The 2,121-nt window shown below is 71.2% G+C and carries 2 protein-coding genes; one reads left to right on the top strand and one right to left on the bottom strand.

All coding sequences use genetic code 11. The annotated features are described in order from the left end of the window. Positions 1–90 precede the first annotated feature (90 nt). Entirely contained in the window at positions 91–1,014 is a 924-nt protein-coding gene (locus tag AB0F72_RS42100) for a GNAT family N-acetyltransferase (RefSeq protein WP_360444941.1), read from the bottom strand. A 148-nt stretch (positions 1,015–1,162) separates the two neighbouring features. Between AB0F72_RS42100 and AB0F72_RS42105 the strand changes: the two genes are divergently transcribed. Then, positions 1,163–1,789, top strand: a complete 627-nt coding sequence (locus AB0F72_RS42105; protein ID WP_360444944.1) for a maleylpyruvate isomerase N-terminal domain-containing protein — start codon at positions 1,163–1,165, stop codon at positions 1,787–1,789. Positions 1,790–2,121 lie beyond the last annotated feature (332 nt).

The raw sequence follows: 2,121 nt of genomic DNA on the forward strand, positions 1-2,121 counted from the left end.
AGTGACAAACCTCTATACCGAGACCCCGCCGCCTTCGTCTCGCGACACTCTTGACACCCGCCGCGAATCCTTAACTACCCGGCATTGGCCCTAGCGCCAGACCATGTCGATCTGCCGCTGGTAGGTGACGTAACCGGCGCGGGCGAACGCCGCCGCCATCGGCGCGTTGCCGACGTCGGTCGCCGCGCGGATCCGCGGGACGTCCTCGGCCGCCAGCAGCGCGGTCCCGGCGGCCAGCACCTCGTCGATGTAGCCCTTGCCGCGATGCGCGGGCACCACCCCGAGGTACGCGATGATCGGGTTGTAGCCGTTGTGCGCGGGGATCACGAAGCCGGCCGGTTCGCCGTCCGGCAGCGTCGCGACCCGCCACCAGTCGTGCGGGCTGGTGTAGCGCTCCAGCTCGTCGTGGTACTGCTCGGTGGCGGCCTGGCGGGCCGTCATCCGGGTCAGATCCTCCCGGCTGTACGCGTCAAGGGTGCCGTCGAGCACCAGGGTCATCAGGTCGATCAGCTCGTCCGGATCGCGGACCGGCCGGAACCGGAGCCGTCCGGTGGGCGCCGGCACCGAGGTGCCGGGGCGCCACTCCAGCCGTAGCCGTTCCACGAACAGCGTCGCCCCGGTGCGCTCGGCGGCCGCCATCCGGTCGGTGGTCGCCTTCCGGACCTCCGGGTCGTCGCGCCAGTCCGGCGGCAGAAACCGGTTGTATCCGGACGGGATGACGCCGAACGACGGCAGCGCGGCGCTCAGCAGCGCCACCCCGTCCTCCGGGTCGCCGTCGATGTCGAAGACGTCCATGTGCATCGGCTCGGGGTCACCGGGGCGCGACCACCAGCCGGCCCGGGCCACCACGCGGTCACCACGCAGCGCGACCCACAACCAGTGCGGATGGCGGCGGCCCGCTGCCAGGTCGGCGGCGATCTCGTCGTTCAAAACGTACGGCAAGGTGTTGAACAGGGGCAGCTCGCCGGGCCCGGTGATCGGGCGGATGGTCAGGTCGGTGTGGCGCAGAGTCAAGGCTTACTCCGAGGAGAGAGTCGCCCGGCCCCGGGAGGACGCGGGCGCGGTGTGCACGGGAAACATCGCTCAGCCCTCCTTTCTTGACGGATGAGGCCCCAGGTGTACGCGGTGAGCCCGGTCCCGCACAACCGATTTAATGGGGCGCATGGATGCTGATCATGTCGGTCGTGCGGTGGCGGAGATGCTGCGCGTGCTCACCCCGCACACCGGCGCCGACTGGACCGTTCCGGCCCGTGACCTGGACTGGAGCTGCCACGCGACGGCGGCGCACATCGCCCACGACCTGATCGCCTACGCCACCCAGCTCACCGGGCGGCCCGCCGGCGACTATCTGCCGCTCGATCTGACGGTCCGGCCGTCGGCCACGCCGGACGAGGTGCTGCGGGTGATCTCCGCCTGCGCGGGCCTGCTCGGGGTGGCGCTGCGCGCCTGCGGCCCCGAGGTCCGCGCGTGGCACTGGGGCCCGACCGACCCGTCCGGGTTCGCGGCGCTCGGCGTGAACGAGATCCTGCTGCACACCTACGACATCGCCGGCGGCCTGGGCCTGGACTGGCAGCCGCCGGCCACCCTGTGCGCGGAGGTGCTGGACCGGCTCTTCCCGGACGCGCCATCGTTCACCGATGCCCCACCCTTCCGGGAGGTGCCACCCGGCGAGCCGGCGTCGGTGCCACCCGGCGATGCGGCGTCGGTGCTGCTCTGGTGCACCGGGCGAACAGCGCTTCCCGGCCTCCCCCGTCGCACGTCGTGGTCGCTGCGCGCCGCCGTCGGATGATCAACGCTCCGGCCGGCCGGCCGCTCTCGCGCAATCCGACCGGGAAACAGGGAACACCAAAGGGTCCGCGGTGCCGCTCGTTGACCTGCTTCAGCTACGGCTAGGGTTGGCGAGCCGTAGTGGGCGCCTGGAACGCGCCGGGCGGGATGCCTGCGTGCTCGACGGCTGGGTTGGCGAGCCGTAGCTCAGGCATGTGATCAAGCCGGGATAACCGTGTTCCGCTACGGCTGGGGAGGCCGAGCCGTAGCGCAGGCATGTGATCAAGCTGGGGTAGCCGTGCTCGGCTACGGCTGGGGAGGTCGAGCCGTAGCGCAGGCATGTGATCAAGCTGG

It is taken from the genome of Actinoplanes sp. NPDC023936 (assembly GCF_040639325.1).
GTDB lineage: Bacteria > Actinomycetota > Actinomycetes > Mycobacteriales > Micromonosporaceae > Actinoplanes.